General features: G+C 64.5%; 18 protein-coding genes and 1 tRNA gene. 7 read left to right on the plus strand and 12 right to left on the minus strand.

All coding sequences use genetic code 11. The annotated features are described in order from the left end of the window. Window positions 1-416 precede the first annotated feature (416 nt). The 3 genes from PJL15_RS02795 to PJL15_RS02805 are packed head-to-tail and all read right to left on the minus strand — an operon-like array spanning window position 417 to window position 3,639. Window positions 417-1,259 (minus strand): sugar phosphate isomerase/epimerase family protein, encoded by an 843-nt coding sequence (locus PJL15_RS02795; RefSeq protein WP_281449687.1) that lies wholly within the window; start codon window positions 1,257-1,259, stop codon window positions 417-419. Next, window positions 1,256-2,470, minus strand: a complete 1,215-nt coding sequence (locus PJL15_RS02800) for a dihydrodipicolinate synthase family protein (RefSeq protein WP_281449688.1) — start codon at window positions 2,468-2,470, stop codon at window positions 1,256-1,258. The genes PJL15_RS02795 and PJL15_RS02800 overlap by 4 nt, the downstream gene beginning before the upstream one ends. Further along, the gene (locus PJL15_RS02805; RefSeq protein ID WP_062068445.1) at window positions 2,470-3,639 is read right to left on the minus strand and encodes a Gfo/Idh/MocA family protein; all 1,170 of its coding nucleotides are present in this window, start codon (window positions 3,637-3,639) and stop codon (window positions 2,470-2,472) included. Before PJL15_RS02805 ends, PJL15_RS02800 begins: the two co-directional genes overlap by 1 nt. A 194-nt stretch (window positions 3,640-3,833) precedes the next feature. Here PJL15_RS02805 and PJL15_RS02810 point away from each other — a divergent pair, with 194 nt between their 5' ends. Both PJL15_RS02810 and PJL15_RS02815 read left to right on the plus strand, forming a co-directional pair. Further along, window positions 3,834-4,871 (plus strand): LacI family DNA-binding transcriptional regulator, encoded by a 1,038-nt coding sequence (locus tag PJL15_RS02810; protein WP_281449689.1) that lies wholly within the window; start codon window positions 3,834-3,836, stop codon window positions 4,869-4,871. Beyond that, window positions 4,868-5,629 carry an alpha/beta hydrolase gene (locus PJL15_RS02815; RefSeq protein WP_432443790.1) on the plus strand — a complete coding sequence of 254 codons (762 nt, stop codon included), beginning with the start codon at window positions 4,868-4,870 and terminating at the stop codon, window positions 5,627-5,629. Before PJL15_RS02810 ends, PJL15_RS02815 begins: the two co-directional genes overlap by 4 nt. Here PJL15_RS02815 and PJL15_RS02820 read toward each other — a convergent pair. The 3 genes from PJL15_RS02820 to PJL15_RS02830 all read right to left on the minus strand — a co-directional run bounded on the left by PJL15_RS02820 (window position 5,610) and on the right by PJL15_RS02830 (window position 7,551). Then, on the minus strand, window positions 5,610-6,383 hold the full coding sequence (locus PJL15_RS02820) for a sugar phosphate isomerase/epimerase family protein (RefSeq protein ID WP_281449690.1): 774 nt from the start codon (window positions 6,381-6,383) through the stop codon (window positions 5,610-5,612). The two genes, PJL15_RS02815 and PJL15_RS02820, sit on opposite strands and share 20 nt — an antisense overlap. 218 nt (window positions 6,384-6,601) lie before the next feature. Further along, window positions 6,602-7,168: a GNAT family N-acetyltransferase gene (locus PJL15_RS02825; RefSeq protein WP_281449691.1), complete on the minus strand. Its 567-nt coding sequence runs from the start codon at window positions 7,166-7,168 to the stop codon at window positions 6,602-6,604. A 26-nt stretch (window positions 7,169-7,194) separates the two neighbouring features. After that, entirely contained in the window at window positions 7,195-7,551 is a 357-nt protein-coding gene (locus PJL15_RS02830) for a metalloregulator ArsR/SmtB family transcription factor (protein WP_281449692.1), read from the minus strand. A gap of 67 nt (window positions 7,552-7,618) precedes the next feature. Between PJL15_RS02830 and PJL15_RS02835 the strand changes: the two genes are divergently transcribed. Next, window positions 7,619-8,551, plus strand: a complete 933-nt coding sequence (locus PJL15_RS02835) for an NAD(P)H-binding protein (protein ID WP_281449693.1) — start codon at window positions 7,619-7,621, stop codon at window positions 8,549-8,551. Here the strand turns inward: PJL15_RS02835 and PJL15_RS02840 are convergent. Further along, entirely contained in the window at window positions 8,548-9,402 is an 855-nt protein-coding gene (locus PJL15_RS02840; RefSeq protein WP_281449694.1) for a LysR substrate-binding domain-containing protein, read from the minus strand. The genes PJL15_RS02835 and PJL15_RS02840 overlap by 4 nt on opposite strands. A 167-nt stretch (window positions 9,403-9,569) precedes the next feature. On the opposite strand from PJL15_RS02840, the gene PJL15_RS02845 reads away from it, so the two are divergent. Then, window positions 9,570-10,967, plus strand: coding sequence for an MFS transporter (locus PJL15_RS02845; RefSeq protein ID WP_281449695.1), 1,398 nt, complete (start codon window positions 9,570-9,572; stop codon window positions 10,965-10,967). Window positions 10,968-11,050: 83 nt separating this feature from the next. Here the strand turns inward: PJL15_RS02845 and PJL15_RS02850 are convergent. Together PJL15_RS02850 and PJL15_RS02855 are read right to left on the minus strand one after the other, a co-directional pair. Then, window positions 11,051-11,121 (minus strand) — tRNA-Gly (locus PJL15_RS02850). Between the two features lie 87 nt (window positions 11,122-11,208). Then, window positions 11,209-12,690, minus strand: a complete 1,482-nt coding sequence (locus tag PJL15_RS02855; protein WP_281449696.1) for a M15 family metallopeptidase — start codon at window positions 12,688-12,690, stop codon at window positions 11,209-11,211. Between the two features lie 214 nt (window positions 12,691-12,904). On the opposite strand from PJL15_RS02855, the gene PJL15_RS02860 reads away from it, so the two are divergent. Next, a complete protein-coding gene (locus tag PJL15_RS02860; RefSeq protein WP_281449697.1) occupies window positions 12,905-13,348 on the plus strand; it encodes an SRPBCC family protein in 444 nt (147 codons plus the stop codon). A gap of 31 nt (window positions 13,349-13,379) precedes the next feature. On the opposite strand, the gene PJL15_RS02865 is transcribed toward PJL15_RS02860, so the two are convergent. Beyond that, window positions 13,380-14,828 (minus strand): CAP domain-containing protein, encoded by a 1,449-nt coding sequence (locus PJL15_RS02865; protein ID WP_281449698.1) that lies wholly within the window; start codon window positions 14,826-14,828, stop codon window positions 13,380-13,382. Window positions 14,829-15,438: 610 nt separating this feature from the next. Between PJL15_RS02865 and dcd the strand changes: the two genes are divergently transcribed. Beyond that, the gene (dcd, locus tag PJL15_RS02870) at window positions 15,439-16,014 is read left to right on the plus strand and encodes a dCTP deaminase (RefSeq protein WP_011776299.1); all 576 of its coding nucleotides are present in this window, start codon (window positions 15,439-15,441) and stop codon (window positions 16,012-16,014) included. Window positions 16,015-16,327: 313 nt separating this feature from the next. Next, window positions 16,328-17,269 (plus strand): endonuclease domain-containing protein, encoded by a 942-nt coding sequence (locus tag PJL15_RS02875; RefSeq protein ID WP_281449699.1) that lies wholly within the window; start codon window positions 16,328-16,330, stop codon window positions 17,267-17,269. 86 nt (window positions 17,270-17,355) lie between these two features. Here PJL15_RS02875 and PJL15_RS02880 read toward each other — a convergent pair whose 3' ends face one another. Further along, the gene (locus PJL15_RS02880) at window positions 17,356-18,555 is read right to left on the minus strand and encodes a cation:proton antiporter (RefSeq protein WP_281449700.1); all 1,200 of its coding nucleotides are present in this window, start codon (window positions 18,553-18,555) and stop codon (window positions 17,356-17,358) included. Between the two features lie 6 nt (window positions 18,556-18,561). Next, on the minus strand, window positions 18,562-19,044 hold the full coding sequence (locus PJL15_RS02885) for a cation:proton antiporter regulatory subunit (protein ID WP_281449701.1): 483 nt from the start codon (window positions 19,042-19,044) through the stop codon (window positions 18,562-18,564). Window positions 19,045-19,047: the final 3 nt, after the last annotated feature.

Raw genomic sequence — 19,047 nt, forward strand, 5'->3', positions numbered from 1 at the left:
TCATGCCGCCAGCCCTCCCAGGCTCTGGACGTGAGCCGTTCCGTCGTAAAGACAGGGGCGGGCTCGCTCACGTGCCTCTTTGTCGACATACAGCGGACACAAAGGGACACGACGGCGGCGCTCAGCCGACGGCCGTCGTCGAGCTTTTTCTGGTTGCCTGGCAGGTGTGCCGTCGCCACCTTCTTTGAAACCCAAAGCCCCCGCGACACCCGCGGAATGCGCTGTGTCAGCTGCATGCTGACATAAAGTGGGTGGTAGCCGCACGCCCCCGGCCGCCAGCCACACCAAAGCGCCCGACGGCGGCGTGGGTGGCGAGACACAAAAAAGCGGGCCCCCGCCGTGACCTTGGCAGGGACCCGCTGGCTTTGGAGCAGCCCTTCCGCGGAGCTTAGGGCATCCGCGGAAGGACCACGTGGTTAGGCGTACGGGAGAACGAGCTCCGCGTAGCGCTGCTTCATGGTTTCCAGGACGGTGTCGCCATCGGCGTCCCAGATCTCCTGGTTGAAGATTTCAACCTCGATGTCACCGGTGTATCCGGCGTCCCGCACCCAGGTGCCGATGGTCGCGAAGTCGATGACGCCGTCGCCCATCATGCCGCGGGAGAGCAGAGCGTCAGCCGCGATCGGCAGGTTGAAATCGCACACTTGGTAGGAGGCGATGCGGTTTTCGCGCCCGGCACGTTCGATCTGCGCCTTCAGTTCCGGGTCCCACCAGACGTGGAAAGTGTCGACGGCGACGCCGACGGCTTTTGCGTCGTACGGCGCGGCGAGATCCAAAGCCTGCCCCAAGGTGGAGATCAGTGCGCGGTCAGCAGCGTACATGGGGTGCAGCGGCTCGAGGACAAGGCGAACGCCGTTTTCGGAGGCGAACGGGACCAGTTCCTCAAGACGGTCGGCCACGCGCTGGCGGGCAGCCACCACGTCCTTCTCGCCGGGGGCCAGGCCGCCGACCACCAGGAACAACTCCTGGGTGTCCAGCGCAACAGCTTCGCGGACAGCTTCGAAGTTGTCCGCCAAAGTTGCAGCCTGCCCTTCGGCGTCTGCTGCCGTGAGGAAACCGCCACGGCACAGCGAGGAAACACGGAGTCCGGCGTCCTTGATGAGCTTGGCTGCCTTGTCCAGACCGGCCTCGGCCACGCGGTCACGCCACGGCCCGATCGCGGGAATGCCCGCCCGGGCGCAGCCGTCAACGGCCTCAGCCAGGGTCCACTTCTTGGTGGTTGCGCTGTTCAGGGACAGGCGTGAAAAGTCCGTGCTCATGCGCCCACCCCGTTGATCCGCAGGTAGTCGGACATCCGGAAGGCCGCCAGCGACGGGTCCCTCAGCAGTCCGGCCTGGTCTGCCAGTTCGAAGGTCTTCGCCAAATGCAGCACCGAACGACCCGAATGCAGGCCGCCCACCATCTGGAAGCCGGGCTGCTTGCCGTTGAGCCAGGACATGAAGGCGATACCGGTCTTGTAGTAGAACGTCGGTGCACTAAAGATGTGCTTTCCGAGCTCACGGGTGGAGTCCAGGATGGCGCGCCCTTCAGCACCTTTGCCGGCGTCGTACTTCTGCAACGCAACCGAAGCGGCCGGGTAGATGGCCGCGAAGATGCCCAGCAGGGCGTCCGAGTGGTGGCTGTCATCACCGTCGATCAGTTCGGGATAGTTGAAGTCGTCGCCGGTGTACAAGCGCACATCGGCAGGAAGTGCGGCGCGCAGGGCTACCTCGTGGGAAGCATCCAGCAGGGAAACCTTGACGCCGTCCACCTTGTCCGAGTGCTCGCGGATGAGGCTGAGGAACGTCTCGGTGGCGACGGAGACGTCTTCGGACCCCCAGTAACCGGCAAGAGCGGGGTCGAACATGGTGCCGAGCCAGTGCAGGATGACGGGCTGGTCTACTTCCTGCAGCAGCGTCGAGTAGACGTGAAGGTAGTCGTCGGCGCTGGTGGCCACCTTGGCCAAGGCGCGGGACGCCATGAGGATGACCTTGGGACCGGCCTCGCTCACCACGGCGATCTGCTCGCGGTAGGCCTCGATGACGGCCTGGATGCCGGCCGCGCCGTCGGGGAGCGCGGTGATGTCCAGTTGGTCGGTGCCCGCACCGCACGAAACGAGGTCACGGACGGACTTGCCCGCAATGGCCGCGTTGCCCGCTGCCACTACGGAAGCCGCTTCCGCTCCGCTGCGCTTGATGAGCTGCTGGGTTGCGGCCCAGTCCAAGCCCATGCCGCGCTGTGCGGTGTCCATGGCATCGGCAACGCCCAAGCCGTAGGACCACAGCTCGTGGCGGTAGGCCAAAGTGGCCTCCCAATCCAGCTGCGCCGGGGCACCGGGGGTGTTGTCGGCGGCGACCTCGGGGATGACGTGCGCTGCTGCGTAAGCACGGCGTGCCGTCAGGGGAGCTGTGGGCTTGGCCCAGGAAGTAGCGCCCTGGAGGCGGTACTCGCGGGTGCCGCCGTCGTCGGTGGGAAGAATCAGTGACGTCATTAGAGGGTGATCTCCGGGATGTCGATGGTGCGGCGCTCGGCCGAGGACTGCAGGCCAAGCTCGGCCAGCTGGACGCCGCGGGCGGCGGAGAGCAGGCCGAAGCGGTGCTCGCGGCCCGCGACGACGTCGCGCAGGAATTCTTCCCACTGCAGCTTGAAGCCGTTGTCGAGTTCGGCGTTGGCGGGGACTTCCTGCCACTGGCTGCGGAAGGATTCGGTGACGGGAAGGTCCGGGTTCCAGACCGGCTTGGGGGTGTGGGCGCGCTGCTGCGCAACGCACTTGTTCAAACCGGCGACGGCGGAACCGTGCGTGCCGTCGATCTGGAACTCAACCAGTTCGTCGCGGTAGACGCGGACGGCCCAGGAGGAGTTGATCTGGCCGATGACGTCGTCGCCACCCGGGGTTTCGAGCTCAAAAATGCCGTAGGAGGCGTCGTCGGCGGTTGCCTTGTATTCCTTGCCGGCCTCGTCCCAGCGTGCGGGGATGTGGGTGGCGGTCTTGGCGTTGACGCTCTTGACCTTGCCGATGATGCCTTCGAGGACGTAGTTCCAGTGGCAGAACATGTCGGTGGTCATTCCGCCGCCGTCTTCCTTGCGGTAGTTCCACGAAGGACGCTGGGCTGCCTGGACGTCGCCTTCGAAGACCCAGTAGCCGAATTCGCCGCGGATGGAGAGGATGCGGCCGAAGAAGCCTTCGTCCACCAGGCGGCGGAGCTTCACCAGGCCGGGGAGGTACAGCTTGTCGTGCACGACGCCTGCGGTGACGCCGGACTCCTTGCCGATCTGTGCCAGTTCAATGGCTTCTTCGAGGGTCTCGGCCGTGGGCTTCTCGGTGAAGATGTGCTTCCCGGCGCGCATTGCCTTCTTCAGCGTGGCGGCGCGGAGGCTGGTCATGGAAGCGTCGAAGACGATGTCCACGGTGGGGTCGGCGATGACGGCGTCCAGGTCGGTGGACCATTCGGAAACCTTGTGGAGTTCGGCGAGTTCGCGGATCTTGGCTTCGTTGCGACCTACAAGGATCGGTTCCACCTGGACCTTGGTGCCGTCTTCCAGCGTGAAGCCGCCGGCGTCGCGGATGGGGAGGATGGACCGCAGCAGGTGCTGGCGGTAGCCCATCCGGCCGGTGATGCCATTCATGGCGATGCGGATCGTCTTTGTTTCGAAGCCCATGTTTTCTCCAGTGCCTTGTGTGCCGGTCGCTCTGCGGATGCCGGTGCTTGCTCGATGATTGGGAAAGCGCATTCCCATTGCCATCGATCATGCCCCATGCCACGCCGGATTGGCAAGCGCTTTCCCGAATTCGCCGGAGACTGCCATAATTTTCTTAGCGCCAGCCCCGACGCTTGAAGAAAGAGGAGACCCCTGTGGCCGCCAGCACGCTCAGCGAAGTTGCCCGTCTAGCCGGGGTTTCCCTGGCCACGGCATCCCGGGTCCTCAACGGGTCCTCACGTAAGCCCGCGGAGGACATCGCGGAGCGCGTGCGGGATGCTGCCGACAAACTCGGCTACGTCCCGAATGCGCAAGCCCAGGCCCTCGCCAAATCCAGTTCGGGACTGATCGGCCTTGTTGTCCATGACATCGCCGACCCCTATTTCTCGGCCATCGCGCGCGGCGTGCAGGAAGCAGCACGTCAGCAGAACCGCATGGTGTTGCTGGCCAGTACTTCCGGTACGCCAGCAGATGAAAAGCAAGCTGTGGCCGCCTTCGCCGCCCGCCGTGCAGATTCGATGGTGATTGCCGGCTCACGCTCAGTACGTGAAGAAGACAAGCAGGGCAACGCCGAACTCGCGGCGGAGTTGGACCGCTACTGCCGGAACGGCGGCCAGGTGGGCGTCGTGGGCCACCCCGTTGTTGGCGCGAGTGCTGCCGATGGATATCACGTGGTAGAGGTTCCCAACGAGGAACTTGCTGCCGGCCTCGCCGGGCAACTCGCGGCCACGCACGACGGCGGGTTCGTGATCATTGCCGGACCCGAAGGGCTGTATACGTCCGACGACCGCGTGCGTGGATTCCAGCAAGGACTCGCCGACGCCGGACGGCCGGCCGCCGAAGTCATCCGCACCGGCTTCAACCGCGCCGGTGGGTTCCAGGCCGGGCAGGCGCTCGCGGAGCGCATCAAGGGATCCAAGGAACGGCTCTGTATTTTCGCGGTCAACGACGTCATGGCCATTGGGGTTACCGCTGCCCTGCGCCCCGAGGGAGTATGGATTCCCCGCGATGCCACCGTGGCCGGTTTCGACGACATCGAAACGCTGCGGGACTTCCGGCCCGCCTTGTCCACCGTCCACCTGCCGCTGGAGGACATTGGGCGTCTCGCAGCCGGTGATCCCGACACTCCTCCCATCACCGGCACAGTAAAGCTGCGCCGCAGCACGGAGGCTCCGGTGGGCCCGCAGCTGTGACGGGTTCCCTCGAAACCGGGCCCAGCGCACTCACGGTGATTCCCGCCGTCGGGCCGTCCCTCCAAGCGGCCCCGGCCGTTCTGGAGCTTCCCGGAGGCGGCTACGCAATGCAAGCGGATCATGAGGCCGAGCCGGTGGGCGAATGGCTCGCCTCACTGGGGATCCACGCGTTTGTGCTGCGGTATCCGGTGGCGCCCCACAGGCACCCGGCGCCGCTGAAGCACGCCAAGGAAACGATGCTCTGGATCCGCAGTGGCGCCCACGGCCTGAACGTCGACCCATCCCGCGTGGGAGTGCTTGGCTTTTCCGCCGGTGGACACCTTGCCGCTACTTTGTCGGTGGGCGTGGCCACCGGTGATCCCGTGTTGGACGTTGCCGCGGCGGTGCCTGATCTAAGCATCCTCTGCTATCCCGTGATCTCCTTCGTGGACTCTGTGCACCAAGGTTCTGTGGACAACCTCGCAGGAGTGGATGCTCCCGAGGGGACCTTGCGCGAATTGTCAGCGGAACTGCACGTCAGTGCAGCGACGCCGCCCGCCTTCGTGTGGCACACCTCCGACGACGCCTCGGTCCCGCTCAGCCACAGCCTTGCCTACGCAGGTGCGCTCAGTGGGGCGGGAGTGCCGGTGGAACTTCACGTCTTCCCGCACGGCAACCATGGGCTCGGCCTGGCCCGGGACGAACCCGGCGCCGGGCAATGGACGCGGCTCTGTGCAGACTGGTTGCGGCGCGTGGGCTTTAATCCTCGCCCAACGTGATGGAGTGCAGGAAAGCGGCATCGCTGTGTACATTCTCCGGAAGATCGTCCTCGACGAATTCGAGCATGACGTCCAGATCCTTGCCGTTGTCGCGCAGGATTTCGGTGACGGTCTGCCAGAGCATGGCCCGGTTCCGCAGCGGAAAGCGCTCCGCCGACGGTCCCCAGGAAAAGCAGTGCACGCCCACGACGTGCGGCAGGACCTGGTGGAGCGAGTCGATTGCCTCCTGGTCGGAAAGCCCGACGGCGGGTTGCCAGTAGGTGCCGACGTTGGGGTGGTCCACCCGGTCCAGCAGTTCGAGGGTGGTGGCGGGGGAGTCCGTCAGCGTGTTGCCGTGGTACTCGAAAGCGACGGCGACTCCGCGTTCGGCGGCCAGCCCGGCGATGCGCTGGGTGTCCTTCACTACGGAGTCCCAGTGCTCCTGGCTGGCACCCGCCGAGCCGAGTTCCCCGGCCCAGACCCGCACCCTTGGAGCGCCGAGGCCCGTGGCCAACTCCAGGACGCGGTCGAAATCCCCAAAAGCGCCGCATCGATAGTAGGAGCCGAGTGACAGGACCGTCATTCCGGCACTCCCGGTGGCTTCCTTTGCCCGCGCGGCCGACGCAGCATCACTGACGTGGACGTCTGTGCCCCACTCGATTCCGGCCAGTCCGGCCTCAGCGGAGATCCGGACCACCCCCTCAATCCCGTGGGAGCGAAGTGTGACGGAGCAAATGCCTGGCGTGAGGTCAGCCGGAATAGGGTGGTCGGTCATTCAGTCCACAATACCGGGAATGCGCTTACCCGGGGAGCGGGTATCGCCTGATGAACACCTCGGCTCCGCACCCGCTCCCGCCGGGCGCACCCTTTCGCGCCCGTAGCGCACCCGCTACCGCTAATCGCACCAGAGGTTACGGGTGCAAACGGCGGAAAGGGTGCGGCGGAAGTGGGCGTGCCAGTCCTGCCATGACCATGGCCCCGGACAGGAGTGCTCTACAGATGGAACCAGTAACGCCGGATCGGTTCGGTGACGCCCAGCTCAGGGGAGAAGCTTTCCGGAGGGCGGACGCCCTCCAGTTCGCCGCCGCACGCCTCGATGGTGCGTGCTGACGCCACGTTGGGCTGCTTGCAGGTCACCATCACCCGCTTAAGTCCCATGCCGCGCGCTTCTTCCAAGGCTCCGGCCAGGGCAAGCTTGGCCAGGCCCTTTCCTCGCGCGCTCGGCCTGATGCCATACCCAATATGTCCGCCCACTTCTTTCAGGTATTCATTGAGCAGGGAATGCCTGAGGCTGGCGGCTCCGAGGTAGTCCGTGCCCTCGGTGATCCACAGGGTGGTCTGGTTGGCCAGACCTTCCGGTGGCCGGAAACTTGCCACGGCCATCTGATGGAGCAGGTCCACCCATTGTGCGAAATGGCTTGCCTCGCGGAGATCAAGGTCGTACCGTGCGGCCAGGAATGCTGCAGAACCGTCTTGGTCGAGAGTGCCCCACTCTTGGAAACTTTCCAGCCAGGACGCGTGGAAGCCCGCGGATGGCTGTGTGAGCTTGGCGTGAGTCATTGGGTGAGCGTACTACGCCGACAGGATCAGGCTTCGGATGCCTTGATGGCTTGGGGTCCCTTGGCGGAGCGGCGGGCGGGGGTTCGCTTCCGGACCTCGCGGAGCACAATCTGCTCCGGGCACACCGTGGACAGGAAGTCGCCGACGGACAGGGCCAGTCGCTCGCCCACGAGTGAGTACAAAATGCGGTTTGCGTCGCGGCGCTCGGTGACCAGGCCAGCCTGGCGCAGCACGCTCAGGTGCCGGGAAATGGTTGGGCCTGTGGCGTTGAACCGCGCGGCGATTTCACCGGCGGCCATTTCGCCGTCCTTGAGGTCCTGGAGGATCTGCCGCCTGGTGGGGTGTGCCAGGGCTGCGAAGATCTCCGATGCTGCATCTGCCATGTTTGCAATATAGCACAGTAGCTATATACAGTTTAGCTTCATTGCTAATAAGCGAAGGAGCAATTTCATGCGTGTAGCCATTACCGGTGGTACGGGGTTTGTTGGACGTCATCTGGCCCAGCGGCTCGGGACGACGGAGACAGTCGTTGTTTCACGTCGAACAGGGACACCGATCGATGACGTCGACGCCCTGGCGGCGGCCTTCGCCGGGTGTGATGCCGTAGCTCACTGTGCCGGGATCAACCGGGAGATCGGTGATCAGACTTTCCAGCGGGTCCACGTTGACGGCACCCGTGCCGTCATTGAAGCTGCCCGAAGGGCTGGCGTGAAAAGAATCGTCATGCTGAGCTTCCTCAGGGCCCGTCCCGATTGTGGATCCGGATATCACGAGACCAAATGGGCTGCGGAGGAACTATTGCGCCACTCCGGAATCGAGCACACGATCCTCAAGGCGGGGATGATATACGGACCGGGTGACCACATGGTGGACCACGTAACCCGTGCTGTGCGCACCTTCCCGATCTTCGCAACAGTCGGCTTTCGGGAACGGACTGTTCGTCCCATCCCGGTGGAGGAAGCCGTCAACACGCTCGTTGCCGGCTTGGAGGGCCGGATTTCCACCCCGACGGTCGCCGTCGTCGGCGCGGAAGAACTTGAGCTCGGAACAGCTGTCCGAAGGATCGGACGCATTGCGGGCGGTCGTCCGCTGTATGTCCCCGTGCCTGTGTGGTCCATCCGTATGCTGGCGCGGCTAACTGAGTGGTTGATGGTGGTGCCGCTCGTCGCGAAAGCCCAAGCGCAGATGCTCGCAGAGGGGGTCAGCGAGCCGTCACCTTACGCGCCCTGGCTCCCGGAGGAGCTGCGTCCTGCGCTTCCCTTCGACGACGAACGCATCCGGGCTGCCCTGCCTGACGGCCGCTTCAGCCTCGACGACCTTCGCGCGGTGCGGTGGTGGCACGGACTGCCTGCCCGCCTCCGGCAAAACAGGGCCAGCCGCTAGTTCGACTTGTTCAACGTCCGGCCCATGATGGCCTGCGTGAGTGCGTCAATGACTTCCGCGTTGGCCAGTGGATTGCGGATCAGGGTGAAGTCGACATCACCCACTGGCGGCAGCCCAAAGCGTTGGGTGATCACCTTCAGGTCCTCAGGAACCAGGGAAGCGGGCATCACTGCGACGCCGATGCCTGCCCGCACCGCTGCCAGGACTCCACTGATTTGCTTGGTGCTGCAGGTGATCCGCCAGGTTCGGCCCTCGGCCTCCAACGCATCGATGGCAAGTTTTCGGCTCAGGCTCGGCGCCGGGTAGGCGATAAGTGGAACTGGGGCGCCGGGTTCAAGGACCGTTTGTTCCACGCCCACCCAGGCGAAGTTGTCATGGCGCACTACCGTGCCTTCCTTGGCCCCGGCCACCCATTTGACGAACACAAGGTCCAATTGCCCGGCATTGAGCCTTTTGTAGAGCTGATCGCTTTGGCTGACGGTGAGTTCCAGGTTGATCTGCGGGTACAACTGCCGGAATTCACGGAGGATCCGGGGGAGGCCGGTGATGGCGAGGTCGTCCGCCGTCCCGAAGCGGAGGCGTCCGCGCATGGCCGAACCCGAAAAGTAGCGCGCAGCCGAATCGTGGGCGGCCAGTATGCTGCGGGCAAAGCCGGCCATGGCGTCACCGTTGTCAGTGAGCCTGACTTCACGGGTGTCACGGGCTACGAGGACCCGCTTGGCGGCGGCTTCGAGCTTGCGGACGTGCTGGCTCACCGTCGGCTGGGCAAGCCCCAGACGTTCGGCGGCCTTGGTGAAACTCAGCGTTTCCGCGACGGCCAGGAAAGAGCGGAGCTGGACAGGTTCGAACAATGGAACTCCTAAAGCGCAGGTCAGTGCCGGGCCAGAGTACTGCGGCGCCTGCGGGAGGCTCATTGCGTTCCGCAATGCTAGTTATAGGCGCAATACGCTTCCATAATTGCTGGTGGCAACCATAGCGTTAAACGCATCCCACCGAAACTCTCATCCGAGGACTACCTTTGGCACCCCCACCGCCTTCAGCGGCACATGTCAGCCAGCCCGTCATCGATTCCCTGTCTGCCGGTCCCACGCAGCCAAGCCGGCCCGACACCGTCACCCAGCCACTCGCCGTCGTGAGTGAAAGGCTGCCCTGGCGGCACACCTTCATCTCTTTGAAGGTCCCCAACTTCAGAATCTTCGCGATCGGCCACTTCATTGCGGTGATCGCGATATGGATGCAGCGCATCGCCCAGGACTGGATGGTGCTTCAACTCTCCGGTTCCGTCACCGCCGTCGGAATTACCGTGGCGCTGCAGTTCATGCCGTCACTTTTCCTTGGCCCGTGGGGCGGCATGATTGCCGACCGCTTCCCCAAACGGAAGATCCTCATCATCTGCCAGTCGGCAGCGGCGGTTCTCGCAGCGGCCCTGGCGGTGCTATCGCTCACTCACGTTGTGCAGGTCTGGCACGTCTACATTATTGCGCTGGTGCTGGGCTTCGTGACGGTCCTGGACCAGCCCGCACGGCAAGTGTTCGTCAACGAACTCGTTGGGCCCAAGTACCTGCGCAACGCGATCAGCGTCAACTCCACCACTTTCCAGCTGGGCGGCCTGATCGGGCCGGCGTTGGCCGGTGTGCTTCTAACTGCGGTAGGCGCCGGTTGGGCATTCGCCGCGAACGCTGTGGCCTGCTGTTCCACCGTGACCATGCTGATGCTGTTGCGCAAGGACCAGCTGCACCTCAGCCAGCCCACGCCGCGCAAGAAGGGCATGCTGCGCGAGGGCCTCAACTACGCCCTCAGCAAGCCCACGATTTACTGGCCGTGGCTGATGGCCGGCTTCGTGGCAGTTTTCGCCATGAGCCTCCCAGTGCTTTTGGCCGCGTTCGCGGACCACGTATACGACGCCGGCGCCGGAGGCTACGGCCTGCTGAACGCCATGGTTGCGCTCGGTGCGCTTACCGGCGCGGTCGCATCCACGCGCCGCAGGCAGCTCCGGTTGCGATCGGTAGTAACGTCAGCCGGGTTGTACGGGCTCATGTTGTGCGTGTCCTCGCTCATGCCGTCCATGGTGTGGTTCAGCGTCACCATGGTTTTCGCAGGGTTCTGGTGCCTCATGTTCCTCACCGCGGCCAACCAGATGGTCCAGACCAGCTCCAACATGAGCATCCGCGGCCGCGTCATGAGCCTCTACCTCGTTGTGCTCATCGGCGGGCAGGCCATCGGCGGACCCATGATGGGCTGGCTCGCCGAGCACCTCGGTCCGCATCTGGCGATCCTCGTGGCAGGCGGGGTTCCGGCCATCGCAGCCGCGGCAGTCGCCGTCGTACTGGCCCGGAAGTCCTCCCTGCACATCAAGGTGGACCTGCGCGACAGGCGGCGTGTCCTGCGGATTGTGCAGGAGCCGCAGACGGCTTGATCGCCGCCCAGGCAAGCGCCGCCGTCGAGCGGCTCCCTTGCAACAAAAGAACCCCGGATCCTCAGGATCCGGGGTTCATCGCGAGCGGGCGACGGGAATCGAACCCGCGTATCGAGCTTGGGAAGCTAGCGCTCTACCATTGAGCTACGCCCGCACTGCCCGGGAAAATCCCCCGAGCGAGTCCTAGCTTAGCGCAGTTGCGGGGGCCCTCATGACAGGCACACCGTCGGCGGTGGGCAGCCTACCTGAACAGGCTCAGGCTGTTCCATCCGTAGCCCACCTGGCTGTAGGTGGTCCATTGGCCCCGACCCAAACCGTAGTTGTAGAGGTTGCCATCGACAGTCTGCGCCGTGATGCCGCGGGTGCCCGCTCCGGTCAGCCCGAAGCTCGGGACAAGGACGCGCATGTACTGCCAGCCGGTGCCCACGGTGGTGGCCGGCCCGTAGAAGCCGGCCCAACCGTCGCCACGGTAATTGATCAAGGAACCAGTAGCGGTCCGCGCCAGGATGTCGTTGGCTCCGTCGCCTTCCCAATCGGCGATTGTCAGTTCCATGCCGTTCCAGCCGGTCCCGATGAACTGCGGGGCGCTGAGCGCACCGCCAAAGGTGTTCGGGTAGTAACGCAGCACACCGTCCGGGAAATATCCGACGACGCCGGGCCGGCCGTCCGCGTGCGTCCACTTGCCAACGGTGATGGTCATGCGATCCCAGCCGCCGTTGCCTACAACAACCTGGCCGGCGAAACCGCCACCCGGGAGGCCTCGATACACGCCCAGTACGCCGTTGTTCCATTGCGCAAGGATGTCGTACACGCCATCGATGTCCCAGTCCACCACGAAGGCCTGCTTCAGGCCGGTCCAGCCCGAACCGATCTGGACGGCATTCGCGTATCCGCCGACCGCCGTCGCGGGGTAGCGCAGGAGACGGCCCGATGCGTCGGCGGCCACCAGGTCCGCGCCCGACTTGATGCTGGCCGCAGCCGCGGTGTTACCGGCGAAATACTGCTCGAGGGTGGCGAACCCTCGTCGGTTCATGTCCGTGGCCAGGTCAACGCCCACGTAGCGCAGGTGCCATGGCTCGTAACTGTAACCCGTGGTGGCCGTGTACCCGTTGGGATAGCGGACGATGAAGCCGTATTTGTGGGCATTGGCAGCGACCCACTGACCGGCGGCCGTGTCTCCGAAGCAGGTGCTGAGCCCACAGTTTCCAGCGGCGTTGCCGATGTCCATTGCCAGGCCGGTCTGGTGCTCGCTGTATCCCGGCCGGGCCGAGATGGTGTCAGCGTAGGCCTGCCCGTAGATGCTGACGTAGTAGGAATACACCTGCTGCTGTTGCTCGTATGAGCGGTAGCCGCTCACGATCGACAGGCCGCCAGTCCCTGCGTCGGCCGCTCCTTGGAACAGGCCATTGAGCCAGGCGGCGGCTTCAGCCCGCATGTACTGGCCGGAGCCGCGGGCATTGATGAGGTCATTGGGGGCGTAGCTGGCTGGATTCAGCGGCCTCGACTTGTTGACAAGTACAGAAAAGCTCGCGGGGTTTCCGATCGGGTCCGCGCTCGGCAGAGGGTTCGCTGTTGCCGGCACCGCGGTCGCGGGCGCTGTCAGCGCAACCGCGGGCGCCGCTGAAACGACGCCGCCGCCCACAACGACGGCGAGGAAAGCCGCGCAGGCAGCCAGCCGTCGTCGGGCCTTGCCTGCAAACGTTTGATGATTTTGAACCCGCATAACGCCCCCACCTCGGTTTTTGCCAGCCTCCGGAACTCTACCGCCCGGGGCCAGGTATGTCAGCCGTAACCTTGTTGGCTGCCACATAACCATTCGGTCAAGGCTCGTTCCCGAGGTGCGCCGGCGGGGCATCCGCTGACTATTCTGAAGGTGTTAGCTGCAGCGTATGGGGAACCGGGCTACGACTTCGAACCGTACGCCGAAAGAGGTATCCGTGGCATTTGCAGCCTATGAAGTGGTGATCCACCGGGACGCCATGACCGTCTACTCGTTCCTGATGGACGGCATGAACAATCCCCTGTGGCGCTCGGGTATCCGCAGCATTTCAGTGCGGTCAGGCATCCGTGGTCAAAAGGGTGCCCTCTACCAGCAAACCATCAGCGGCCCCGGCGGACGCCCCATTGCAGCCGACTTCAAGATCACCGAAGCCCGGCCCGGAGCAGAAGTGCGCTTTGCCGTGGTGGCCGGTCCTGCCCGGCCAACCGGTGGCTATTACCTGAGCACCGAGGGGTCAACAACGCGACTCAGGTTCGCGCTCGAATACCACCCCAAGGGCCTGCAGAAGCTCATGAACGCCATGATCCAGAAGACCATGGAGGGCGAAGTAGCCCAACTGGAGCAACTCAAGACCGTGATGGAGTCGCGCTCCGTGGTTTGAGCCGTCTCCTTACTGCTACGGGCTTTGATGCCTACTGGGCAAGCTTGAAGCCGCTCCAACCGCCACCGACTGCGACCGGCGTCGTCAGCCTTCCAGAGGTGAGGTCCCAGTACTCCAGAACCCCGTTGTTGCCCAGGCCCGAGATGCCGGCGGTTCCCGCTCCGGTGACTCCTTGCAGCGCACGCAGCCCGGAGTAATCCGTCCATGCTGCGCCCACTACCGGCCTGGCTTCCTGTTTGGGCGTTGCCAGTCCGCTGCCGCGGTACAACCGCAGGGAACCGTTGGCTTCGACGGTGAGAAGATCCTGGAACCCGTCAGCGTTGTAATCCACCATGCTGAGCCGGGTGGCCGGGTAACCGGTTCCGATGGCAGCCTGGGTGCGGATGTACGACATCCCCGAATTCTTGTAGAACCAGAGCCCGCCTGAAGCGTCCATGGCAACGATCTGCGGCAGGCGGTTGTTGGCACACCAGTTGCCCACGGAAATGTTCAAGGACTGCCAGCCGTGGCCAAGCACCCCTGGCGATCCGAAGCCACCCGACTGCCGACCCGGATAGACCAACAGGGCGCCATCGGTGCGTTGGGCGATGAGGTCGAAGACACCATCACGGTCCCAGTCGGACACGAAGAGCTCCTTGAGGCCCGTGAAGCCGACGCCGATCGTGCGCGCTGCGCCGTACTTTGCGTTGCCCAAGGATTGATAGGAGTAGACGGTGCCGTCGGGGCCGATGGATACAAGGTCCGCGGCGCTCCCGATGGACGCTGCACTGAGGTCCACTGTTGGCGGTTGGTGCTTGGCGTCCGGTTCACAGACCCCCACAGGGTCAGTGGGCGGGGTCACCGTGCCACCCGGGCTGGTGGTGGTCCCGGCGGGCAGGGTTGTGTAGCCGAAGAAATTCACCACGCCCCAGAGCGTGTAGCGGTTGGGTGTCGTCTGCCAATTGCCGTCCGTGTAGGTGATGCCAATACCCATTACGTTGAACCGCGGATCCCGAAGCAACGCATCGTGCCCCGGCGAACCCTTCCACCACTCAACAAGTTGTGCGGCGTCGCGGTCCCAACGGACAGCGATGACCTCGCCCGCGCCGTTGTTCGGATTCATGGCTCTCGGGTCAGTCCAGAAGTTCGGCCTGTGCTGGATCACTTCACGGGTTGCGATGCTGTTTGACCACTCCTGCGCCAAATTAGCCACCGTTGCGTGGTACTTCACCGGCGCCAGGCCCAGGGACGCCCGGTAGCTGTTGATCGCGTTGAACACCGTGAGGATCGCGGCCGTGTTGCTGTCGGGAAGGAGCGCCAGTGCGCCGTTGTCCAGGTTCGGTTCGCCGCTGGGGGCCTTGCCGGGGAACGGCGTGGGGGAGTCGGTTGCTTCGGGCTGGGTGGTTGCCGGTGGCGTGGTGGGGGTTGGGGTTTCCGGTGCTTGCGTTTGGGTGGGGGACGGCGTGGGCGACGGTGTTTCCGTTGGGGTGGGGGTTGCCATTGGTGTGGGAGTCGGCCCAGCGGCCTCGGCCGTCGGGGGCGTCGCTGCTGGCGTGCTGTCCGTGCTTTCCTCCGGAGAGGGGGCCGTCTCCGTCGGCTCGGTTGTCGCGGGAGTGGTAGCACTTGGGCCGGGATCCGATGCATTGTCGGGACCCCATGACGGTCCGATGTTCGGCACCGGCGGTGGCGTCTCAAACACCGGGTCGACGGCGACCGGCCCGCTGTTCGACGCAGAGGCCTTGGTGGGTGGCTCCGGCGTTGTCGGAGTCGTAGGACTGTCGGCGTCACCGACGGCGGGGGTCACCACCGAAGGTGCCGTAACCGGCGTCGTGCTTTCCTCGGGTGCTGACAATCCGGACGGGACGCTCGACGACGCGGTGGTACTTGCGCCAGGGGCGGCCTCCGTTGCCGGCAGGATCTGGCTGGAGGCGGCCAGGCAAAGCGCCAGCGCGCCAGCCAGCACAAGAGCGGCAGGCGCTGCCAGTTTCTTCACAATTACCCCGCGTTTGCTCGTTGCCCCCAAGTACGGGCGCGGCTTTACATGTCCGGGAACTATAGTCCCATGGGGCTGTCCCGACAATGCATGCGGTATTTGGGGTATTTTTGATGACGTGCTGATCTCTGACCGCGATATACGTGCCGAAATAGACTCCCAGCGGATTGTTCTTGAGCCGTACGATCCCGCGATGGTGCAGCCGTCTTCCGTGGACGTGCGTATTGACCGGTTCTTCCGGCTCTTCGACAACCACAAATACGCCCACATCGACCCCGCCGAGGAGCAGCCCGAGCTGACCCGGCTGGTGGAGGTGGAAGGCGACGAGCCCTTCATTCTGCACCCGGGAGAATTCGTGCTCGGCTCGACCTACGAGACTGTGAGCCTGGCCGACGACATCGCTGCCCGGCTTGAAGGCAAGTCCTCCCTGGGGCGCCTCGGGTTGCTCACGCACTCGACGGCCGGCTTCATCGATCCGGGCTTTTCCGGACACGTGACCTTGGAACTGTCCAACGTGGCCACGCTTCCCATCAAGCTGTGGCCGGGCATGAAGATTGGCCAGTTGTGCTTCTTCCGGCTCACTTCCTCTGCCGAGCACCCCTACGGCTCCGGCGAATACGGCAACCGTTACCAAGGCCAGCGTGGCCCTACCGCCAGCCGCAGCCACCAGAACTTTCACCGGACGTCCATCTAGCAGCCGGGCCACCTTCTTGTACCTCGCGCTCCACCTTGCGCCGAGGGGTTAGCTCCCGCCCCTTTGGTTTGCGCTTGTTTGCGCCGAGGGGTTAGCTCTCGCCCTTTTGGCGGGTTCTTTTGGTTGATAGGTCGCCCCTCGGCGAGCCGGGTGTGTGGGCAACTTTTGGTTTGCGCCGAGGGGTTAGCTCTCGCCCTTTTGGTGGGTTCTAAGGGTTGGTATGTCGCCCCTCGGCGAGCCTTCCTGGACCCCACTACTCCTCCACACTGTGGGTAACCGCCCACGGGATGCCGGACCGTGCAAACAATGGCTGATGAGGACTTCTCCGCCACTTCCAGCCGTGCTTCAAGGCCGTTCATTCTCCCTTGCCGAGCAGCGGGCGGCAGGCCTACCGGATCATCGCGCCTGGAACGGCGATCTCCGCGTTGCCAGTAGGGGAATCCGTGTTCCCTGGGGCCAGGAGCAGGATCCGGCACACACTGCCCGGCTCCTCACCGACATGAGCGACGGGGCCATTTGTTGCCGGGAAACGGCGGCCATGCTGTGGGGATGCCCGTTGCCGTGGGCCGAGCAGCTGGATTTCATGGTTCACCTGACCCGGGCGGACGGTGCTTTTAGGCCGCAGCGGAAGGGCGTCCGTGGACATCGGATGGTGCTGGGCGCGTCCGACGTCGCGTACAAGGACGGCATTCCTCTGACGAGTCCTTCCCGGACATGGCTGGATCTCGCCGCAGTGCTGCCGTTCGAGGATTTGGTGGCGGCGGCCGACCATTTCATCTGCAGCCAGACACGGAGCTTCGGGCACAACCGCATTCCTCTCTGCTCGCTGAAAGATTTGAAGGAACAAGTGGAAAGGCATGCCGGCGCGAGGGGGATAAGGAAGGCGCGGGCCGCGTTGGAGTTGGCCAGGGTGGGAGCCGATTCGGTGCCGGAGACCCGGCTGCGGCTGGCAATCGGCCGCGCTTTCCTGCCAGAACCAACACTAAGTTATGTGGTGCTGGAGCCCTCGGGCCGGGAAGTGGCATGGCCGGATCTCGCCTTTCCGGAATTCAAGGTTGCGGTCAATTACGACGGCGACCATCACCTCAGTGCCGCCCAGAAGGAATCCGACATCCGGCGGGAAGCCTTACTCGCAGCGAATGGCTGGATCTCAGTGGTCGTCACTGCCGAGCAAGTGAGGGAACGTGGCTATGCCGGAGTCGCCGGGCAAATCCGGGAGGCCCTTGTCCGTGGGGGCTGGGTTTCGAGGGGTTAGCTCTCGCCTTTTTGGTGGGGTTTTTTGGTTGGTATGTCGCCCCTCGGTGCACCTCGTGGGGTGGGATCTCGCCCCTCGGGGGCAGGTTAGGCCGGGGCGCGGTCCGTCGTGCGGGGCGGGGTCTTCGGGGACCGCCGGAGTGCCTTGACCACGGGCTCCACGAAGCGGGCGGCCAAGGGACCAACAATGGCCATGATGAGGACGTAAGCCGTGGCCAGTGCAGCGAGCTCGTGGGGGACGGCGCCGGAAGCCACAGCGAGGCCGGCGATGACAATCGAGAACTCTCCGCGGGCAATGAGTGCGGCGCCTGCGCGGAACCGGCCGGGCATGGCGATGCCGGCTCTCTTGGCTGCCCAGATCCCCGTGAGCATCTTGGTGGCGGCCGTGAGCACTGCAAGCAGGAGGGCCCAGCCCAGGACGGGGGGAATCGAGGTGGGATCGGTGTTGAGTCCGAAGGCTACGAAGAAGATCGCGGCAAACAGGTCCCTCAGGGGCTCAAGGATCCGGGTGGCATTGTGGGCAGTCGCGCCGGAGATCGCGATCCCCAGCATGAACGCTCCCACGGCGGCCGATACCTGGAGAGCCGATGCGATCCCGGCCACCAGCAATGCCAGCCCCAGGACATTGAGGAGGAAGACTTCGGAGTTCTCGCTGTGGATTGCTTGTGACACCCGATGGCCATGCTTGAGGGCGATCACCAGCACCACTGTGACCACCGCCAGCGCAATGCCGACGGTCTGCAGACCACCCAGGAATCCGACGCCGGCGAGGATGGCGGTGAGGATGGGCAGGTAGATGGCCATCGCAAGGTCTTCGAACACCAGGATGGACAGCACCACAGGAGTTTCCCGGTTGCCGATCCGGCCAAGGTCGGTAATGACTTTCGCGGCGATGCCGGAGGACGAAATGTAGGTGACGCCGCCCATGACGATCGCGCCAACGAGGCCCCAGCCCAGCAGGACGGCCAATCCGGCACCCGGCAGGAAGTTGAGCACAAAGTCCATGACGCCCGCTTGCCAGGAGCGGCGAAGCCCCGTAACCAGCTCCGAAGCCGTATATTCCAACCCGAGCATAAGCAGCAGCAGGATGACGCCCATCTCGCCGGAGAGGTGGGCGAACTCGTGCATGCCGTCCAGCTTGACGAACCCGCCGGCACCGAACGCCAGGCCACCCACCAGATAGAGGGGAATGGGAGACATGCCGATTCTGCCCGCTAACCGAGCCAGGAGGCCGAGGCAGAACACGACGGCCCCCAGTTCAATGAGGGCTACTGCGAGCGGATCCATCCCGGGTCAGCCGTTGCGGAGGATGTCGGCTGCCGAGTCAAGTCCTTCCTGGGTGCCGACCGCTACGAGCAGATCACCGGTGTGAAGTACGACGTCGGGCGCCGGCGACGGGACAACCTCGCCTTCGCGCATGATCGCCACGATGGAAACGCCACTGCGGGTGCGGATTTGGGCTTTGCCCATTGCCTGGTTCACAAACGGAGAATCAGCGGTGATGGAGAACTGGCGTGTGACGATACCAGGAATCTCGCGGTGCGCCTCGGCCAGGCGCATGGCAATGTGCTGCCCGCCTAGGAGGTTCCCCAAGGTTGATGCTTCGTCCGCGGTCAAAGGGATGGAGGCCTGGCAAGTGTCGGGGTCGTCCCACGTGGACACGAAAAGTTCGGTTTCGCCTTCGCGCAATTCGACTACGCCAATACGGCGGCCCGAGGCCGTCACGAAGTCCTTCCGGATGCCAAGGCCCGGAAGTTCGGTCTCATCCACGTTCATAGC

Origin of the sequence: Paenarthrobacter nitroguajacolicus (assembly GCF_029952445.1) — a bacterium.
In the GTDB taxonomy this organism is placed as follows: domain Bacteria; phylum Actinomycetota; class Actinomycetes; order Actinomycetales; family Micrococcaceae; genus Arthrobacter; species Arthrobacter nitroguajacolicus_B.

Bases quoted from the DNA above. Each gene is read 5' to 3' on its own strand.
- PJL15_RS02795 (WP_281449687.1), bottom strand. From the start codon at position 1,259: ATGAGCACGGACTTTTCACGCCTGTCCCTGAACAGCGCAACCACCAAG.
- PJL15_RS02800 (WP_281449688.1), bottom strand. From the start codon at position 2,470: ATGACGTCACTGATTCTTCCCACCGACGACGGCGGCACCCGCGAGTAC.
- PJL15_RS02805 (WP_062068445.1), bottom strand. From the start codon at position 3,639: ATGGGCTTCGAAACAAAGACGATCCGCATCGCCATGAATGGCATCACC.
- PJL15_RS02820 (WP_281449690.1), bottom strand. From the start codon at position 6,383: ATGACCGACCACCCTATTCCGGCTGACCTCACGCCAGGCATTTGCTCC.
- PJL15_RS02825 (WP_281449691.1), bottom strand. From the start codon at position 7,168: ATGACTCACGCCAAGCTCACACAGCCATCCGCGGGCTTCCACGCGTCC.
- PJL15_RS02830 (WP_281449692.1), bottom strand. From the start codon at position 7,551: ATGGCAGATGCAGCATCGGAGATCTTCGCAGCCCTGGCACACCCCACC.
- PJL15_RS02835 (WP_281449693.1), top strand. From the start codon at position 7,619: ATGCGTGTAGCCATTACCGGTGGTACGGGGTTTGTTGGACGTCATCTG.
- PJL15_RS02855 (WP_281449696.1), bottom strand. From the start codon at position 12,690: ATGCGGGTTCAAAATCATCAAACGTTTGCAGGCAAGGCCCGACGACGG.
- PJL15_RS02865 (WP_281449698.1), bottom strand. From the start codon at position 14,828: ATGGCAACCCCCACCCCAACGGAAACACCGTCGCCCACGCCGTCCCCC.
- PJL15_RS02875 (WP_281449699.1), top strand. From the start codon at position 16,328: ATGAGGACTTCTCCGCCACTTCCAGCCGTGCTTCAAGGCCGTTCATTC.
- PJL15_RS02880 (WP_281449700.1), bottom strand. From the start codon at position 18,555: ATGGATCCGCTCGCAGTAGCCCTCATTGAACTGGGGGCCGTCGTGTTC.
- PJL15_RS02885 (WP_281449701.1), bottom strand. From the start codon at position 19,044: ATGAACGTGGATGAGACCGAACTTCCGGGCCTTGGCATCCGGAAGGAC.